Source organism: Alteromonas sp. ABH4_457, from assembly GCF_056160625.1.
The window spans coordinates 400,039-418,576 of the sequence record NZ_JBSWXN010000008.1 but is presented as its reverse complement, the minus strand read 5'-3'; the positions used below and the strand labels follow the sequence as shown (position 1 = coordinate 418,576).

At 48.8% G+C, this 18,538-nt stretch carries 13 protein-coding genes; 5 read left to right on the top strand and 8 right to left on the bottom strand.

Features of this window, described 5'->3' with window-relative positions; translation table 11 throughout:
• The first annotated feature begins 5 nt into the window (after window positions 1-5).
• Complete coding sequence (gene ppx / locus ACXAGR_RS21780; RefSeq protein ID WP_474852470.1) at window positions 6-1,541, top strand: exopolyphosphatase; 1,536 nt, start codon at window positions 6-8, stop codon at window positions 1,539-1,541.
• A 28-nt stretch (window positions 1,542-1,569) separates the two neighbouring features.
• Here ppx and ACXAGR_RS21775 read toward each other — a convergent pair whose 3' ends face one another.
• From ACXAGR_RS21775 to tkt, 5 genes are all read right to left on the bottom strand, one after another.
• Complete coding sequence (locus ACXAGR_RS21775; RefSeq protein WP_474852468.1) at window positions 1,570-2,730, bottom strand: GGDEF domain-containing protein; 1,161 nt, start codon at window positions 2,728-2,730, stop codon at window positions 1,570-1,572.
• A gap of 263 nt (window positions 2,731-2,993) precedes the next feature.
• Window positions 2,994-3,893 carry a fructose bisphosphate aldolase gene (locus ACXAGR_RS21770; RefSeq protein WP_474844886.1) on the bottom strand — a complete coding sequence of 300 codons (900 nt, stop codon included), beginning with the start codon at window positions 3,891-3,893 and terminating at the stop codon, window positions 2,994-2,996.
• A 124-nt stretch (window positions 3,894-4,017) separates the two neighbouring features.
• Window positions 4,018-5,193 (bottom strand): phosphoglycerate kinase, encoded by a 1,176-nt coding sequence (locus ACXAGR_RS21765; RefSeq protein WP_474852466.1) that lies wholly within the window; start codon window positions 5,191-5,193, stop codon window positions 4,018-4,020.
• Window positions 5,194-5,224: 31 nt separating this feature from the next.
• Window positions 5,225-6,238: an erythrose-4-phosphate dehydrogenase gene (gene epd / locus ACXAGR_RS21760; RefSeq protein ID WP_303573638.1), complete on the bottom strand. Its 1,014-nt coding sequence runs from the start codon at window positions 6,236-6,238 to the stop codon at window positions 5,225-5,227.
• 24 nt (window positions 6,239-6,262) lie between these two features.
• Window positions 6,263-8,254: a transketolase gene (gene tkt / locus ACXAGR_RS21755; RefSeq protein WP_474852464.1), complete on the bottom strand. Its 1,992-nt coding sequence runs from the start codon at window positions 8,252-8,254 to the stop codon at window positions 6,263-6,265.
• Window positions 8,255-8,718: 464 nt separating this feature from the next.
• Here tkt and metK point away from each other — a divergent pair, with 464 nt between their 5' ends.
• Both metK and ACXAGR_RS21745 read left to right on the top strand, forming a co-directional pair.
• A complete protein-coding gene (gene metK / locus ACXAGR_RS21750; protein WP_119500228.1) occupies window positions 8,719-9,864 on the top strand; it encodes a methionine adenosyltransferase in 1,146 nt (381 codons plus the stop codon).
• 193 nt (window positions 9,865-10,057) lie between these two features.
• Window positions 10,058-10,555: a hypothetical protein gene (locus tag ACXAGR_RS21745; protein WP_474844889.1), complete on the top strand. Its 498-nt coding sequence runs from the start codon at window positions 10,058-10,060 to the stop codon at window positions 10,553-10,555.
• Between the two features lie 24 nt (window positions 10,556-10,579).
• On the opposite strand, the gene ACXAGR_RS21740 is transcribed toward ACXAGR_RS21745, so the two are convergent.
• Window positions 10,580-11,269 carry an aspartate/glutamate racemase family protein gene (locus ACXAGR_RS21740; RefSeq protein WP_474844890.1) on the bottom strand — a complete coding sequence of 230 codons (690 nt, stop codon included), beginning with the start codon at window positions 11,267-11,269 and terminating at the stop codon, window positions 10,580-10,582.
• 18 nt (window positions 11,270-11,287) lie between these two features.
• Entirely contained in the window at window positions 11,288-11,803 is a 516-nt protein-coding gene (locus ACXAGR_RS21735) for a hypothetical protein (protein WP_474844891.1), read from the bottom strand.
• 176 nt (window positions 11,804-11,979) lie between these two features.
• On the opposite strand from ACXAGR_RS21735, the gene ACXAGR_RS21730 reads away from it, so the two are divergent.
• Both ACXAGR_RS21730 and ACXAGR_RS21725 read left to right on the top strand, forming a co-directional pair.
• Window positions 11,980-13,158 carry an ABC transporter substrate-binding protein gene (locus tag ACXAGR_RS21730; RefSeq protein WP_474852462.1) on the top strand — a complete coding sequence of 393 codons (1,179 nt, stop codon included), beginning with the start codon at window positions 11,980-11,982 and terminating at the stop codon, window positions 13,156-13,158.
• A complete protein-coding gene (locus ACXAGR_RS21725) occupies window positions 13,155-16,004 on the top strand; it encodes an ATP-binding protein (RefSeq protein WP_474844893.1) in 2,850 nt (949 codons plus the stop codon). Before ACXAGR_RS21730 ends, ACXAGR_RS21725 begins: the two co-directional genes overlap by 4 nt.
• A gap of 104 nt (window positions 16,005-16,108) precedes the next feature.
• Here the strand turns inward: ACXAGR_RS21725 and ACXAGR_RS21720 are convergent, their stop codons facing one another.
• The gene (locus ACXAGR_RS21720) at window positions 16,109-18,469 is read right to left on the bottom strand and encodes a TonB-dependent receptor domain-containing protein (protein ID WP_474852460.1); all 2,361 of its coding nucleotides are present in this window, start codon (window positions 18,467-18,469) and stop codon (window positions 16,109-16,111) included.
• Between the last annotated feature and the right edge of the window lie 69 nt (window positions 18,470-18,538).

Genomic DNA, 18,538 nt, shown 5'->3' with positions numbered 1-18,538 from the left:
GCCATTTGAGTCCATCCGAATCCGTATTTGAAGCTGTTGAAAGCCGTGACACCACTAAGGTTGCGGCGCTTGATATTGGCTCCAACAGCTTCCACCTGGTGGTTGCCCGTATTAATGCGGGCTCCGTTCAGATCCTTCACCGCCTGAAAGAAAAAGTCCGTCTGGCGGCAGGTTTAAGCGAAGACAACGTATTGTCTGATGAAGCGATTGAACGTGGCCTTAAAATGCTGCAACTGGTGGCAGACAGCCTGCGGGGCTTCGAACCGGATTCGGTACGCATTGTTGCCACGCATACCCTTCGCCGTGCAGTCAATGCCCGTGCATTTATCAATGCAGCCCGTGAAGCATTGCCCTACCCCATCGAAATTATCTCCGGTGTGGAAGAAGCCCGCTTAATTTATCAGGGCGTAGCCCATACCAACCACAGCGACGGCCGTCGTTTAGTGGCTGACATTGGCGGCGGCTCCACAGAATTCGTTATTGGCGAAGGTTTTGATCCGCTGATTTGCCGCTCGTTACAAATGGGCTGCGTCAGTTATACCAACCGCTTCTTTACTGACGGTGAATTAAAAGCCAAAAACTTCAACCGTGCCATTACTGCGGCGAAGCAAGAACTTGAAATGATTGAGAACCGCTACAAGCAGCTAGGCTGGTCTCAGTGTATCGGTACGTCCGGCACAATTAAAACCCTGTTCAGCCTTGCCCAGCGCGACAAATCAAACGGTCACGATGAGCCGGTAACACTGAAGAGTTTGCGCAATCTGATGAAGTCTTTCATCGAGGCAGGACACACCGATAAACTCACTATGCCGGAAATCAGTGATGACCGGCGTGGGGTGATCGCCGGCGGCCTGGCCATTCTTATCGGCATTTTTGAATCCCTCGGCATCGACACTTTGCAATATTCCCCGGCCGCTCTGCGGGAAGGTGTGTTGTATCAGATGGAAGATGAACTTAAACACACAGATATCCGTGAACGGACAGCAAAGAGCCTCGCCACGCGGTACGATGTGGACACCGATCAGGCGAACATTGTGCTTACCACTACCCTGAGTCTTTTCGACCAGGCGTCCGGTGACTGGAAGTTCAAAAACAAAGATTTCCGCGCCATGTTAGGATGGGCAGCCCTGTTACACGAAGTCGGTTTACAAATAAACTCCCGTGGCGTTCAGCGGCACTCGGCTTACATTTTAGCGAATGTGGATATGCCCGGCTTTACCCAGGAGCAACAGGATTTACTGGCCACGCTGGTGCGTTTTCACCGTAAGAAAATTAAAGTGGCTGAGATCCCTGAGTTTCAACTGTTTGACAGTAGTGCAGTGAAACGGGCCATTTGTATTATCCGCCTGGGCGCATTGCTGAACATCAAACGTCAGGAAGCGTTTCTGCCGGAAATGAAAGTGAATGCATCCAAACATGCCCTGACGCTTACGTTTCCTACCGGATGGCTGGAAACCAAACCCATCATGTCTGCCGATCTTCAGCAAGAAATTCTTTACTGGAAAACACTGGAACTGGAGTTAGTGATTCAGGAAAACTGAGTGATGCAGAGCTGTTTATAAGCCAGATTCAGCTCTGTGCCCGTTTTACCTGATCGCGGCCTGATGCCTTGGCTCTGTACAGGGCTTCATCAGCGTAGCGGATACCATCAAAAATAGTCTCATCGTCGCTGATACCGGCAACCCCAAATGACGCAGTGAGTGTGATCGTCGCTTTTTCCAGTTGTATTTCGCTGCTGCGGACCTGCTCACATAGCCGTTCAGCCAGCGTACTGGCCTCCATCAGCTTGCTGTTCGGAAGCAGGATCAAAAACTCTTCGCCCCCCATACGAATCATGGTATCGCCATCCCGCAGAGATGTTTCCACAATTTCAGTAAATCGCCTCAGGGCAATATCTCCCATGGGATGACCGAACTTGTCATTCACAGCTTTGAAATAATCAATGTCGCAGGCCACAAGGGACAGGGGCTGGTTATGCCGGCGTGTATGAGACAGCATTTTCGGTGCTTCTTTGTAGAGAAAATGGCGGTTTTTCGTGCCTGTCAAAGCATCAATATACACCTGGGTGCTGAGCCGCTGAAATAAAGATTGCATCAGACTGGTGGGAAAGCCTAGCATGAACAGAATAGTCAGAAAAAAGATAGCGACAAACGCCACATTGGTACTGACCGACTCACCTTCTTCCAGCATGGAGAGATATACCGGTACGCCGAAAACAACGCCCACTGTAGTGATAGCGACTACGACGAAAATCATTTCATCGCCGCCTTTATTTTGCGGAATATGCCGGTAAATGAGCTTCAGCGCCATTCCCAGCGGTACCAGCACACATGCGGAGACAATGAGTTCTCTGATAAGCACCTGGTCATTGACCAGATAGAAATACAAAGACGCGGCTTCACACAAGACCAGGTGACACACTATACCGGCAGCTTCCAGTGGCCTGAGAGGTAATCCGTAGCGCCGCATTACCACCATCAGCAACATATACATCGCCAGTAAAATACAAAGATTCAGGGTAGCCGCGCTGGCAAGAGGATAGCCCAGCGGTTCCAGACAAATAGCCAGAAATGCAAACCAGACTGAAATGAGGAACAGCCGGCCGAAAACCGGCGATTGCGCTTTATAACGGTGATTAGGCACAGGCAGGGCAAAAGTAAACACAACACCTACCGTTACCAGCAAACTGAGAATGCCAATTAAAAAATAGATGTGTTCTGTATTACTCACTACAACGGATCCCTATTATTGGCGAAGTATTCCGGCGCATGCCTTCGCGCCGCTTTGTTGGATTTTTAGCCAATGTGAAACCATAGTCCAGCCGGCTTCAATCTGTCAATTTCGTAGCATGAAATGATTAATAAACTGCACCCGGACAGAATATAAATTAGAATCTACTAATAAAGTATAAAGCAGAACTTAAAGACAGCAAAGTGTGTGAGGAAAAAGAAAGCAAACCGGTAAGCAGGATCTTACCGGTTTGTTGATATGCATTAAGATTTTGACGCCTGATAGATAGACTCAATGGCAGCATCCAACGTACTGTCGAACTCTTCCTGCGACTGCTGAGCGCTTACACCCTCGGTTAATGCGCGGGAGAACGAGGCGATAATACCCGGGTTTTCTGCCAGTTTAGCATTCGCTTCATCACGGGTATAACCCCCTGACAATGCCACCACTTTAATCACTTTAGGATGATCAACCAGTTCATTGTAGAAGTTATCCTGAGTTGGCAAGGTAAGTTTCAGCATCACTTCCTGACCTTCATTCAACAGGTTCAGCTGCGTCATGATTTCCAGTTTAAGCAATGCTTCTGCTTCCGCCTTCTCAGGGCTGTTGATATCGACTTCCGGTTCGATGATAGGCACAAGACCTGCAGCCAGAATCTGCTTACCCACTTCAAACTGTTGCTCAACGATGGCTTTGATACCTTCATGATTAGCCAGCTTGACCACTGAACGCATCTTGGTACCGAATACGTCCTGCGCCACGGCTTTAGCAAGCAGGGTATCCAGGGTAGGAATAGGCTTCATCAGTTGAACACCGTTTGCCTCATCCTCAAGTCCCTTGTCTACCTTGAGGAAAGGAACCACACGCTTTTTCTCCCACAGGAATTTTGCCGAAGGCATGCCTTCGATATCCCTGTCGAGGGTGTTTTCAAACAGAATGGCACCCAGAACGCGTTCACCACTGAACACATCGCTGGTAATAATGCGGGTTCGCATGGCATGTACCATGTCGAACATTTCTTCGTCTGTGCTGTAAGCAGACGGATCGATCCCATAAAGTTTCAGAGCTTTAGGTGTACTGCCTCCGCTTTGATCGAGGGCTGCAATGAAACCTTTTTGGACTTTAATTTTATCCAGCATAGCCTGCTGCGCTTGTGATGCCATGAGCAACACTCCTTTTTATGTGCCGCGTGTAAAAACGGCTGTAGGGTTTATAATAATGCCGGCAAACGTCACTGTTCGCCGGACAAGTTGAGTAACGAATTTCGTTACACGAGCGCTGTTTTTATTATTGGTTTTTTTCTTCTAAAACAGCGACCGCTGGCAGGGTTTTGCCTTCCAGGAACTCAAGGAAAGCACCACCGCCGGTAGAGATGTAAGATATCTTACCTGCGATATCATACTTATCTACTGCAGCTAACGTGTCACCGCCACCTGCAATAGAGAATGCGTCACTGTCTGCAATAGCCTGCGCTAACGCTTTTGTGCCTGCGGCGAATTGATCAAATTCAAACACACCTACAGGACCGTTCCAGACAATTGTGCCCGCATTTTTCAAAATTGTTTCTAATGCCGCCGACGAATCAGGACCAATATCAAACACCATATCGTCATCGCCGATTTGATCCACTGCCTTTAATGTGGCCGGCGTGGTCTCAGAGAACTCAGTACCGGTGACTACGTCGGTAGGTACCGGAATATCACCGCCATTTGCCTGCGCCTGTGCAATGAGCTCTTTCGCTTCATCTACAAGATCCATTTCAACCAGTGATTTACCAACATTGTGGCCCTGAGCAGCAATGAACGTATTGGCGATACCACCACCAACAATAAGCTGGTCCACTTTCTCTGCCAGCGTTTTCAGCACAGTGAGCTTAGTTGATACCTTTGAACCGCCCACAATAGCAACCATCGGACGCTTAGGGTTATCCAGTGCTTTACCCAATGCATCCAGTTCAGCTGCAAGCAGCGGGCCAGCACACGCTTTCGGAGCAAATTTTGCGACACCATGTGTCGACGCCTGGGCACGGTGAGCTGTACCGAATGCATCCATGACAAAGATGTCGCACAACGCAGCGTATTGTTTTGACAGGGTTTCGTCGTCTTTCTTTTCGCCTTTATTAAAACGAACGTTTTCCAGAATAACCAGTTCGCCCGGCTTCACATCAACACCGTTCAGATAGTCTTTAACCAACGACACTGACACGTCCAGTGCACCATTTAAGTAATCCACGACTGGTTGCAGTGAATATTCTTCTTCGTATTTACCTTCTTCAGGACGACCCAGGTGAGACATCACCATTACCGCTGCGCCGGCTTCCAGAGCAGCTTTGATTGTAGGGATAGATGCTTTGATACGCGCATCTGACGTAACTTTACCGTCTTTTACCGGTACGTTGAGATCCTGACGGATCAACACGCACTGACCGTTCAGCGCTAAATCCTGCATGCTTGGAATTGCCATAGTTTTCCCTTAAAAACTGAAGTTAATTTCCTCAACACCCCGACTGGTACATAGCCAGCGTGGTATCAATCATTCGATTTGCAAAACCCCATTCATTGTCACACCACACCAGCGTTTTCACCAGTTGACGGTGACTTACCCGGGTTTGCGTACCATCAACAATGCATGAATGAGGATCGTGATTAAAATCTACTGAGACTAACGGCGCTTCCGAATAACCCAATATACCGGAAAGTCGCCCTTCACGCGCTTTTTTCAGTGCACTGTTCACATCAGTGATGTTCACTTCGGTGTCCAGCGTGACACTTAAATCCATGGCCGTCACATTGACTGTGGGTACCCGCACCGCAATGGCTTCAAACTTACCTGCAAACTTTGGCAGAATACGTTCGATGCCGGCGGCCAACCGGGTGTCGACAGGAATGATAGACTGACTGGCAGCTCTGGCACGACGGAGATCTTTGTTATAGGCATCAATCACCTGCTGATCATGCATTGACGCATGTATGGTAGTGATAGTGCCGCTTAATACGCCGAAAGCATTATCCAGCGCCTGGATGACAGGAACAATACAGTTCGTGGTGCACGAGCCGTTAGATACCAGTTTGTGTTCAGGTAACAACGATTCTTCGTTGGTGCCAAAAATGATGGTGTTGTCTAAATCGGTGCTGCCGGGCTGTGAAAAGAGCACTTTGCCGGCACCGGCATCAAGGTGGGCCTGACCGGCCTGCCGGTCAGAAAATACACCGGTACATTCGAGCACAATATCCACCCCCAGAGTGTCCCAGGGGAGGTTGTGAATATCAGGTTCAGCCAACAGGCGGATACTGTCACCCGCCACCATTAACTGTTCGTCTTGTAGCGCCACATCAAACCCGAACCGACCATGCGTGGTGTCGTATTTGAGCAGATGGGCTATGCCTTGAGGTTCTGCCAGGTCGTTAATCGCAACTACTTTAATCAATTGATTGCGCCCTGTTTCATACAGGGCGCGCAGTACGTTACGACCAATGCGGCCAAACCCATTTATGGCTACACGGACCATAAAAAACCGCCTGTTGTCGAACTATTATAAAGACAACGCTGCCTCAACAACGGCATCTGTTGTAATGCCGAAGTGTTTGAACAGTTCTCCTGCCGGACCGGATTCACCAAAGGTGTCCATGCCCACAATTGCGCCGCCGAAACCTGTGTATTTATACCAGGAATCTTTCGCTAATGCTTCAACTGCAACTCGCTTAGTAACACTTGAAGGCAGAACTGCTTCACGATATTCAGCATCCTGACGGTCAAACGCATCAGTACAAGGCATAGAAACCACACGGGCTTTAACGCCCTTCTCAGCCAGTTGCTCGCTGGCAGCGACAGCCAGTTGCACTTCAGAGCCTGTGCCGATTAGCAGTACATCTGGTGTACCGTCAGTATCTTTCAGGATATAACCACCTTTAGCGATGTCAGCAACCTGCTCAGCAGAGCGCGCTTGCTGCGGTAACCCCTGACGGGTAAAAATTAAGGTGGTAGGACCTTCGGTACGTAAAATTGCTTCTTTCCAGGCAACCGCAGACTCAACCTGGTCACAAGGCCGCCAGTTGTCAAGGTTAGGCGTAGAGCGTAATGCCACCAGTTGCTCAACCGGCTGGTGCGTAGGACCATCTTCACCCAGACCAATAGAATCGTGGGTATAAACAAAGATAGACGGCGCTTTCATCAGCGCGGCCATACGCACTGCGTTGCGTGCATATTCCATAAACATCAGGAAGGTAGCGCCGTACGCTTTAAAACCGCCATGCAGGGTAATGCCGTTCATCATTGCCGACATACCGAACTCACGCACACCGTAGTAGATGTAGTTACCGGACGCGTCTTTCGCATCAACGCCTTTTGAGCCTGACCAGATTGTCAGGTTAGAACCGGCAAGGTCAGCAGAACCGCCCAGCAATTCAGGCAGTAACGGACCAAATGCATTCAGTGTATTCTGCGATGCTTTACGGGTTGCCGGAGCATCAGGATTAGCCTGCAGTTTCGCAATGTAAGCATCCGCTTTTTCAACGAAGTCAGCCGGTACATCACCATTTACACGGCGGCTGAATTCTGCTGCCAGTTCAGGGAACGCTTTTTCATAGGCTGCAAACGCTTCGTTCCAGTTCGCTTCTGCTGCACTGCCCTTCTCTTTGCCATCCCACTCAGCGTAAATATCCTGTGGTACTTCGAAGGCACCGTGGGTCCAGCCAAGTTCTTTGCGGGTTAATGCAATTTCGTCATCACCCAGCGGAGCGCCGTGACAATCTTCTTTACCTTGCTTGTTAGGGGAACCAAAACCGATAATGGTTTTGCAGCAGATTAGTGTAGGCTGTGTGGTATTCGCGCGGGCTTCATCAACCGCTTTACGGATTTGATCAGGGTTGTGACCATCAACACCGGCAATGACATGCCAGCCGTATGATTCGAAACGCTTCACGGTATCGTCGGTGAACCATCCCTCAACTTCACCGTCGATAGAGATGCCGTTGTCATCGTAGAACGCTACCAGCTTGCCAAGACCTAATGTGCCGGCTAACGAGCATACTTCATGAGAAATACCTTCCATCAGGCAGCCGTCACCCAGGAACGTGTAGGTATAATGGTCGACGATATCGTGGCCGTCCTGATTAAACTGTGCAGCCAGCACTTTCTCTGCCAGCGCCATACCTACGGCGTTGCTGATCCCTTGTCCCAGCGGACCGGTGGTGGTTTCAACACCCGGCGCATAGCCATATTCAGGGTGACCCGGGGTTTTAGAATGTAACTGACGGAAATTTTTCAGCTCTTCTAACGGCAGATCATAACCCGTGAGATGCAGCAATGAATAAAGCAGCATAGAGCCGTGACCGTTTGAAAGCACAAAACGGTCGCGGTTCGCCCAGTTGGGATTAGACGGGTTATGAGAAAGATAATCGCACCACAAAACCTGTGCGATATCCGCCATACCCATAGGGGCGCCCGGGTGGCCTGATTTGGCTTGCTGAACTGCATCCATGCTAAGTGCGCGGATAGCGTTGGCAAGTTCACGACGAGTTGGCATGCTAACTCCTTTAATAATTTGCTTAAAACTTTGACACTGACAACCCGGAGATTAATCCGGAAACGGATAGGAATTCCTGCTGCCGACTATGAATTTTCAAACTGGCGACTATTCTTACCTAAGCGCATAACCAGTTCAATGTGTTTTATACCGGGTGCACTTATCGAATTTAGTTAACTTATAACAATTATTCGGATAGTCGTTGCGCAAAACAGGTTCTCTGCTGACAGAAATCGTTTTTCGTCTTACTCACGTAATAACGAACCGGACTGTCAACGAAACGTAACAAATAGACTTTTAGACGTCCAGAAGTAAAGATGGTATTTTCATACGAACCCGGTACAATGCTGTTCATCGTCCGGGACGACAGAATATACCCAGGGGCGAACGAATATACCCAACCAGCCAGTCACTTAAGCTTATGATAGTGATGTATTGGTTAACCCAGAAATAACGGAGGATTTATGGCCGCACATTTATTCACATCGGAATCAGTCTCAGAAGGACATCCGGATAAAATTGCCGACCAGATTTCAGATGCTGTGCTTGACGCCATATTAGAACAGGATCCCAAAGCACGGGTTGCCTGCGAAACGTATGTAAAAACCGGTATGGTACTGGTAGGTGGTGAGATCACCACATCCGCCTGGGTCGATATTGAAGAATTGACCCGTCAGACGGTAAAAGAAATTGGTTACAACCACTCAGATGTAGGCTTTGATGCTGACTCCTGTGCTGTGCTGAATGCGATTGGTAAGCAATCTCCTGACATTAATCAGGGTGTTGACCGTGCCCGCCCTGAAGAACAGGGTGCCGGTGACCAGGGTCTGATGTTCGGCTATGCCAGTGACGAAACTGACGTATTAATGCCGGCACCGATCACCTATGCACACCGCCTGGTGCAAAAGCAGGCCGAAGTGAGAAAGTCCGGTCAGCTTGATTTCCTGCGCCCTGATGCAAAAAGTCAGGTGACTTTTATTTATGAGAACGACAAACCGGTGGGTATTGATGCCGTTGTTCTGTCTACTCAGCACAATGAAAAGGTCACCACAGAGCAACTTCGCGAAGCCGTTATGGAAGAAGTGATTAAGCCTGTACTGCCTTCGGAATGGCTGACCAAAAACACTCAATTCCACATTAACCCGACTGGTCGTTTTGTTATCGGCGGACCAATGGGTGACTGTGGTTTGACTGGCCGTAAAATTATTGTAGATACCTACGGCGGTATGGCCCGTCACGGTGGAGGTGCATTCTCCGGTAAAGATCCATCAAAAGTAGACCGCTCGGCGGCATACGCAGGTCGTTATGTGGCGAAGAATATCGTTGCAGCCGGTCTGGCGAAGCGTTGTGAAATTCAGGTGTCTTACGCTATCGGGGTAGCAGAGCCAACATCTATCAGTATCGAAACGTTTGGTACAGGTGTGGTTGATGAGAAAACACTGGTGGCACTGGTACGTGAACACTTTGACTTACGTCCTTACGGCCTGATCAAGATGCTTGATCTGGAACGTCCGATTTACCGTCCAACGGCTGCATACGGCCACTTCGGCCGTGATGAATTCCCATGGGAAGCCACAGACAAAGCAGAAGCGCTTAAAGCCTCTGTATAAAGACAAAAATAAAAGGAAGGCGGCATGTTCCCACATGCCGCTTTTTTTAATTTAAATTATTTTAAAAATAATTACATTTTCTCACTGGGATAATCATCCAAACCAACTACACTTAAGTATAAATCGCATTGCCTGCCCGATAATCAATCCCTAACTGAGCTGCAGACTCAGGCACACACATAGGAACCATGCCATGAAATACTTCTGGCTAGTGAGTTGTCTGACTTTATTAAGTACGCTGTGTCATGCAGGCGGCAGTGTGCTTTCTGATACGAAAAGAAGTCAGCCAGTATACGTTGCCTCCCCCTATCAGTCTGAAATTTCATTTCGCAGTCAGCGCCTGCCGGCCTGGCGATTTGGGGTGCGCTACAACCGCGAGCTGCCTTATCACGACCAGTGGGTTGACAAGATCAGTACGTATCACTCAGTAGACTCCGTGAGGGTCTCGGCCAGCCGCTCACTGTTAAAAGACTCCAGTCAACGCATATTCGCAGCGCTGCAGACCAGTAACGATCAACAGGCCGCCTATTCTGACTGGCTTTATCTGCCTTACAACGCAGGCACCGCCGCCAGCGTCGGCTGGCAAATCGGAGAATTAAATTCGGTGAAAATGGCAGTGGAGTACCAGTACAGGGAAGTAAGTGATAAAGACATCAATTCATTGTTGCTCGGTGTTCAGTACTATTTCTGACCCTTACTAAGACAACGGGCTGCGTTAACCCAGCATAAAATCCACAATGCTTTCACAATGAATTTCAGTGGTATCCAGTACCGGAATACTGACATCTCCGGCCTTTATCAACATACCAATTTCCGTGCAGCCGAGAATGACAGCCTGCGCACCGTCTGCTGCCATTTGCTCAATAATTTGCTGATAAATCTCTTTTGAGGATGCCCGTGTTTCGCCTTTGCACAGTTCATTATAAATGATGTCATGAATGACCTGCCGGCCGGCCATGTCCGGCGTCAGCACATTGATCCCGAAGTCTTGAAGGCGCTCAGTGTAAAAAGGCTGTTCCATGGTAAACCGGGTGCCTGTCAGAGCTGCTTTATTTATACCCCCGCGCCTGCACACACTGGCTGTCGCATCAGCAATATGGAGTAAGGGTATGTTCAGCGCCTTTTCTACTTCAGGAGCGACTTTGTGCATCGTATTAGTCGCAATAGCAACGCCGTCTGCGCCGCCGGCTTCCAGTTGTTTTGCTGCCTGAACCATCGCCCGGGTAAGTGCATCCCAGTTATTTTCATGCTGCCACTGGCTAATCTCTGCGAAATCCACGCTGTTCATTAATATGCGTGCGCTGTGCAGCCCACCCAGACGTTGCTTCACATAGCTGTTGATCAGGCGGTAATACGTTGCCGATGATTCCCAGCTCATGCCACCGATAATACCAATCTGCTTCATTGAAGTTCCTTGTCCGTATTATCTTGCCAGTACCGGCATCGGCATGGATGCTGTAGTCATGAAGGTTTGCTGGATGAGCTCCGCATCTACACTGGCACGATGGCGTTTAACACACTGCTGATTGACCAGAGACTGTTTCACTTCATGCCAGTGTTGCATCTGGTTTTCAGATAACAGGTATTCCAGCGCTGTCAGCTTAAAGTTCATCTCTATACCAGCTTCTGCATAGAGTTTTATCAGCCAGGGATAATCCACTACCCAGCCGTCCGAATAAGCGGTACTGTTTTGCATGAAGGCATTGAGCTGAATGCACACTTCCCTGCCGTCAATACCGTATTGGGAAAGCACATCACGGGTTATGCCGTGTAAAGATTCGGCCTCGCTGTTCCAGTGCGTCCATCTCTTATAGGGTTTTATCAAACGGCAAAAACGCGCACCATCAGAACGCTTCACACCGATTTCGATGGGAAAACTGCCGCTGCCGAATCCGCTGGCTTCGACATCCAAAATGGTAGGAGGATAATGATTTTGCACGCTAATTTTGATTTATTTGTTATACGTTAAAACTAAGTCTCTATCCTGAAAGGTGCAAGTTTTTATTCTGATAAATTCCACCATCCTTTGTCTAATTGCAGAATCACATGCAAATACTAATATAATCCCGAACCCTTTTTAAACAACCGTTTTCCTTTACGTTTCCGTGACTGAATATGACCAGATTTCTATTAATCTTTCTGCTTACTCTGACAGGTGCCGGCAGCGAGGCCGTGGCACAGGAAAAAGCGCAGCTGGTACTGGCACTCGATGCCGATCTCAGTGCTGTTGCCGTGGAAGGCGGAACCGCGATACGCCGGGGAATGGAAATTGCCATCTCAGAAGTCAACGACAATGGCGGCGTTCTTGGTCACCAGCTCTCACTGGTCACAACGGATCACCGTGGTAACCCGGCCCGCGGCGTATATAACGTTGAACAACTGGCAAAGCGGCAGAATTTACTGGCTATCTTTGGTGGCGTACACACACCGGTAGCCCTGGCCGAGCTGGATGCTGTGCATAAGAACAATATGCTGTTCCTGAGCCCCTGGGCCGCTGGTACATCACTGGTCGATAATCATTACACGCCAAACAACGTTTTTCGTGTCTCCATCCGTGATGAGCAGGCAGGGGAAGTTCTGATAAAGACAGCCAGAGAACGGGGAGTTAAAGAAATTGCCCTGGTACTTGAGCGTACAGGCTGGGGTCGTTCAAATTTAACATCATTATCCAAAGCGGCTGAAAAACAGGGCCTGAAAATCGTGAGCACACAATGGATAAACTGGCGGCAGACAGATTTTACTAATGAGATGTCGGCGATTATCCAGTCTGGTGCACGGGCTATTATTCTTGTATCTAATGCGCCTGAAGCTGCTGTTGTCAGCAAAACTCTGCTCAAACTGGAAGCAGCAGAAATGCCGATAATTGCTCACTGGGGTCTGGCAGGTGGGGATTTTGTCGCGGAAATAGGCCTGACAGATCTATCTAAACTCGATTTGTCTGTCATTCAAACTTTCAGCTTTTTATATCAGAACAATAGCCGCTCTGCTTATTTACTGAAAGCGTACCGCGAACGTTATGACGATATTGCTCCACAGGCAATTCCGGCTGTTGTGGGCCTTGCTCATAGCTATGATCTGGTCCATATTTTGATTGCTGCAGTGAAAAAAGCCGGCTCTGTTGAAGCTGATGCTGTTCGTCAGGCCCTTGAGAACTTGCCGGTGTTGCAAGGCGCAGTGAAACAATATGCGCCGGCGTTTACGGAAAATATGCATGATGCATTAATGGCGGAGGATTATTTTATGGCGATGTTTAACGAAGACGGACACCTTATCCCGGTTTCAGATATCCGGTGAGTACCCGCCCCTCGCTGTATACCCAGCTGCAGCAAACCATACTCCCACGGCTATTAGTCGCACTGATTGCTGTCAGCATAATCTTGTGCCTGTGTATTTTTTATGTGGTACAGAAGCAGGTGGCGAATGAACAGCAAACCTATATCTCACACCTTAAGGCAGATCTCACATTCACCCTCGACAGCACGCAACAGCTAATGGAGGGTATCGCGGCTAACGACCTGCTGATAAACAGTTTTATTGATATTCAGCAGCGGCAGAATTATCTGCCCATCTTTTTTGAGTCTTTGCGCTTTACCCGTGCCCGATCTTTCAGTCTCGGATTGTTTCAGTTTAATGGTGAACCGCTCATCACAAACAACTGGGAAGGTCAGGTGCCGGCATCGATGGCCAGCGCGTGGCAGGAAACGGTACTGAACGAATCGAAACCTTACAATAATATTTCCGGTGACGGCGCAATTATCGCGGTACCAGTATTACTTGCGGATTCAGCAGAAGGTGCACTGGTACTCCATATTCCGGCTCTGCAAGCATTAATTTATCAACGGGACAGTGATGCAAGCCAGTTAATTCTCGACAATGAAGGGAAGATCCTTTATTCAAATAAACCGGCGATGTTCAGACCAGGCAGTCTATTTGACCATGCAGCCTATTCCGGTTGGGAGTCTGAATCAGAGCAATGGCGTGGACTGACTCTTATCAGTCAGGCGCCGGCACTGGAAGCTTACTCTAATGTACTCTGGTTAATTCCGGCAATTTTGATCACCCTGGCCTTTGCAGTGATCGTGAGTGTTTACGCATCCAGTCATGCTGCAAAACTGAGCGCAGTGACCCTGCGCCAGCTTCACGATGATATTCAGCGCAGTACCAGCAGGAAGAAAGGAGGAACCAGCACCGGCAGTGAAAATGAACCTGCAGAACTTAACGAGATCCGGACAGCGTTCAATCAATTAATCATCAATTTATCTACTATCTCCCTGTCCAACAAACAATTTTCGAATGTGCTGGATTCACTGGAAGAGATCCTGGTTGTGCAGGACGAAACCGGTGACAACATTCTGGCGAACCGTGCTTATAAGCGATACGCCCTTTATTATGATTTGTCAGACAACACCCTCAGAGATATAAAAGGCGACTTATCCGGTGATAAACAGTCTCTTACCGGCCATTATGCCTCTTTAAATGACAAGAAGCCGGTCACTTTAAGCTGGCGGGTGCTTCCTCTGATAGACGATGAGCGTAAGCAGGTTGGCAGTATTCTGGTGGGCAATGACCTGACTCAGCGGCGGGTGCTGGAAAATCAGATAAATGTAATCAGTCATGCCATGAAATCTGCCACAGTGTCGATACTCATTGTCGATGCTCAGGAAGCGGGCTTCCCTGCCATCTACGTTAATCCTCATTTTAGTCTGATCACCGGCTTTGATGAAGATGAGGTCATGGGCCAGACGTTCCTGATGTTAAATCAGATGAAAGCTGAAACAAGTCAGCTGCATAAAATTAAATATGCCCTCCGACATGGTCATGCCTTTGACGAAATGCTGATTTGTCATAAGAAAGACGGTTCTGTTTTCTACAACCAGTTGATCCTGACACCCGTCTACACTGAGGATAAGCTAACGCATTTCGTGGCTTTCTTTCAGGATGTTACAGACCGTGAGCGAACAAGGCAGTATCTTGAAGACGCCCGCTTAAAGGCAGAAGAATCTGCCCGTTTGAAATCCGGCTTCCTTGCCAGCATGAGTCATGAAGTCCGCACCCCGCTGCATGGTGTATCAGGTGCACTGCAACTGGTGAATAAAACACCGCTGGACAGTACACAGAGACGCTATGTCGATTTGGCAAAGGACAGTCTTAAGAACTTGCAGCACATTGTGGACGACATACTCGATTTCTCGAAAATCGAGGCGGGTCAGCTCAATCTTGAAGCCATTCCGTTTAATCTGGAACTGCTGATAAAAACCATTTACGACCAGTTCTGTATCAGTTGTGGTGAGAAAGGACTGACACTGAAACTGGAAAGCGATCTGAATGGTCAGACTATGGTCACCGGCGATCCGGTAAGATTACGACAGGTACTGGGTAACCTGCTAAGCAATGCAGTGAAATTTACATCAGAAGGTACCATTACTCTGCGCATTGCTCTGACTGTTGGTGACAAACAGAAATGGGCGTTACGGGGAGATGTCGAAGATACCGGCATAGGTATTGCACCTGAGAATCTGGACAGCATCTTTGAAGTATTCAGCCAGGAAGACGTGTCCACAACCCGTAAATTTGGTGGTACCGGGCTTGGGTTATCCATCAGCAGGCAGTTATGTCAGTTGATGGGCGGAGATTTAACCGTCACCAGCGAGAAGGGCCGTGGCAGCTGTTTCAGCTTTGTGATGCTTCAGGGTAATGCTGAAGATACACAACCGGCACAAAGCCACAACGACTCTAAGGCCCCTGCCCCTCTGCTTCCGGCTAAAGACTTCTGCGCCAAAATTCTCATCGTCGAAGACAATGAAATAAACCAGCTTATTGCCAGAGAACACCTGAGCCAGCATAAAACCATGACAGCCCGCAACGGTAAAGAAGCGCTGGAAGCGTTGAACAGAATGAAGCTGACTTTTGATGTGATCCTGATGGATTGTCACATGCCGGAAATGGACGGATTTGAAACAACCCGGCGTATTCGCGCCGGAGACGCCGGCGAGAAATACCTGAATGTACCGGTCATTGCCCTTACCGCTAATGCCATGAAGGGTGACAAAGAACGCTGTGAAGCAGCCGGGATGGACGATTACATAAGCAAACCTTTTTCCGCAGAAGACTTACTGAGTGCTGTTGCACGGATGTGCTGAAGGTTAGCTGTTTTATCCACGTTCAGGTCATGAAAACTGCTGAACACTTTCTCAGAGACAAACAAGGCCGGAATTTCCGGCCTTTGCTACACTTTCAAAGCGTTTTAAAATGCCGCTTTCACGTTTATCGCGGCTGTTCTCGGTGCACCAATCCAGCCTGCACCGGCGACTACTGTGCCCAGATAGCTCTCGTCAAACAGGTTATTAACCGTTAAGCGTACATCCAGTGATTTAATGCCACTTGCCACATTGTCCAGCACGACACCTGCGTAGAAGTCGCTGACCACATACTCCTCAACTTCTGTCAGATTCGCCTGGTCCATAAACCGGGGGCCCACATACTTTGTGCTCAGACCGGCAATGTAATTGCTTTTCGCATAGTCCAGGCTAAGAACAGCCATGTCTTTTGCGGTGCCAAGAACAGTATTGCCTTCAATATCTTCGTAACGGGATTCTGCATATTCAGAATTGTTGTAGGTATACGATGCGTACACGCTCAGGTATTCCGTCGCCTGCCATTGTACGGATGCTTCAATACCGTCTGACTCAACACCACCGTCATTAACATAACCACCGGCACCTTCTTCAAGGAAATCGATCCCTTCAGACTGCTCGGCACTGACAAAACGAATGCGGTTATCAAATTTGATTGTGTAGTACGTCAGGCTGGCGTTAAGGCCCGGGGTTGAGTAGCGCACACCCAGGTCTATATTGTCTGCAGTTTCAGGCTCAATCACTGACAAGTCAGCGTCATCACGCTCAAGCACTGCATCTTTGATTGCTGCGTAGTTTTGCGCGAAGCCACCGAAGAATTCCAGGTTGTCAGCCAGAGGGGCAACAAAACCGGCAGAGAACAGCACATCAGAATCAGACGATACAGCCAGGTTGTTATTGGCATCAAACAAATCGTTTTTCTTTACGTCTACATTGAATTGCTTAGCACCAAGGCGTACTTTTGCCACGCCCAGGTCCAGCTCGTCTTCAAGGTAATACATGATGGTTTCAACCGGGAATTCACGGCTGTACTGCACCCAGTAAGGAATGTGGTCATAATAGAAACTGGTTTTCGAATCGATGATCTTGTGCCAGTCACGTGATTCTTCGCGGTTGTAATCTTCATACCACAAGCCTGCACGTAACACGTTGTCCATATCGCCAATCTGTGTATTCCAGATCATGTCAGCGTTGAAGCCGGTGCGTTCCTTTTTGTAATGCGTATGACGATAAGAGCCCACTGGCACTGCGCTGCTGTCGTAACAGGCAGGATCGTATTCGGCAGAACTGCCGCCGTAAGGGAATTTAAGCGAGCTGACACAGCCTGTTGCAGGCGATAACGCCGCGCCTTCAGGAGACACATAGAAAAGCTGACCTAACTGAGAACCGCCGTATACCGTGTTACCCGAAACCAGTTCAGAATTAGGCTGATTCAGCCCGTCGTCAGTTACATCAACCACGTAAGGAGGCAACCAGTCGCCCCGCCCTTCCTGATTGTGGTAATAAACGTTGGCACTGAAATCCACTGCGCCTACCGACATATCAGCTTTCAGATAGGTGAAAAAGTTCTCACGCAATGTTGACCATCCGCGGCGATATGCCTGATCCTGATAAGGCACACCCGACCAGTCACTGGTAAGCTGGTCCCATTCCGGGTTCTGGGCAAATTGTTCGTTGCCATAAATGCGCTGATAGTTGTCTTCGTGAGTATCGTCGTAAGAGACATAGCCGGTAAAATCGATACCACTCACATAGCTGATAACTTTGGCAGCAAAGTGGTCACGGGTATTTTCGGCCGCCTGATCCATCCAGTCTGAACTGTCCTGTGACGATACACTCACCCATGCGTAGGTGTCTTTTACCAGCTCTCCGGTTTCATAACGGGCATAGATTTTCTGACCTTCATATTCAGCCAGCGTACCACTCAGGATAAGACCTTCTTCTGTACCGGGGTTAATGGTTGTGAAGTTAAGCGTACCACCCAGTGCTTCGTTCGAACGGGAAGCGATATCAGCCGTTCCCTGAGACACCTCTACCGCCCGCAGGTTTTCTGTATCCATATAACGGTTGGCCTTCGAGCCGCCACCGTAGTTTGAATTACCGTTAGCGATACCGTCTACCGTCATACCGATTTGTTGCTGATCCAGATCCACCTGAAAACCACGAATGGAAATACTGGTAGACCAGTCATCGGCACCGAATGTATCGCCTTCGTTAATCAGGACACCCGGCAGGTTATCAATTGTCGCCAGCACGCTGGTCATCGCCGTTTGCTGCTGTTTCATGTTTTCGTCGGTGGCGTTGTTGGCATAAGACACGCTGCGGCCGATAACCTGAATTTCTTCAATAACTTCGCCATCACGTGACTCTGCAGCCATCTCTTCGGCAAACGCATTTGAGGTGCTTGCTGCGATTGCTGACAGTACAGACATCGCCAGTATATGCTTCTTACAAGTGAGAGTGTGTTTCATGTGTTTTCCTTGCGCTTATTCTTCTGATTAAAAGTGAATCGCGAAGAGCGTACGCAGGGAATATGACAA

Bases quoted from the DNA above. Each gene is read 5' to 3' on its own strand.
- ACXAGR_RS21770 (WP_474844886.1), bottom strand. From the start codon at position 3,893: ATGGCATCACAAGCGCAGCAGGCTATGCTGGATAAAATTAAAGTCCAA.
- ACXAGR_RS21765 (WP_474852466.1), bottom strand. From the start codon at position 5,193: ATGGCAATTCCAAGCATGCAGGATTTAGCGCTGAACGGTCAGTGCGTG.
- epd (WP_303573638.1), bottom strand. From the start codon at position 6,238: ATGGTCCGTGTAGCCATAAATGGGTTTGGCCGCATTGGTCGTAACGTA.
- tkt (WP_474852464.1), bottom strand. From the start codon at position 8,254: ATGCCAACTCGTCGTGAACTTGCCAACGCTATCCGCGCACTTAGCATG.
- metK (WP_119500228.1), top strand. From the start codon at position 8,719: ATGGCCGCACATTTATTCACATCGGAATCAGTCTCAGAAGGACATCCG.
- ACXAGR_RS21745 (WP_474844889.1), top strand. From the start codon at position 10,058: ATGAAATACTTCTGGCTAGTGAGTTGTCTGACTTTATTAAGTACGCTG.
- ACXAGR_RS21740 (WP_474844890.1), bottom strand. From the start codon at position 11,269: ATGAAGCAGATTGGTATTATCGGTGGCATGAGCTGGGAATCATCGGCA.
- ACXAGR_RS21730 (WP_474852462.1), top strand. From the start codon at position 11,980: ATGACCAGATTTCTATTAATCTTTCTGCTTACTCTGACAGGTGCCGGC.
- ACXAGR_RS21720 (WP_474852460.1), bottom strand. From the start codon at position 18,469: ATGAAACACACTCTCACTTGTAAGAAGCATATACTGGCGATGTCTGTA.